Annotated in this window: 1 pseudogene; it reads right to left on the reverse strand. The window is 44.8% G+C overall.

What is annotated here, in order from left to right:
* Window positions 1-232 (reverse strand): annotated as a pseudogene (locus tag SB772_RS45985) (3-oxoadipyl-CoA thiolase); the annotation flags it as partial.

The raw sequence follows: 232 nt of genomic DNA on the forward strand, positions 1-232 counted from the left end.
CCACCATTAGGATTAACTCGCGGATCATTGTCTGAAAGACCCAAATCTCTCATTATTGCCAAACCCTGAGAAGCGAAAGCTTCGTTAATCTCTATAATATCCATCTGTTGAATGCTTAATCCAGCAAGCTTAAGAACCTTCTTAGTAGCAGGAGCTGGAGCAAATCCCATAATACGTGGTTCTACTCCAGCTGTGGCCATTGCGACAATGCGCGCTTTTGGAACCAGCCCAT

Origin of the sequence: Paraburkholderia sp. SIMBA_030, from assembly GCF_046535245.1 — a bacterium.
Taxonomy (GTDB): domain Bacteria; phylum Pseudomonadota; class Gammaproteobacteria; order Burkholderiales; family Burkholderiaceae; genus Paraburkholderia.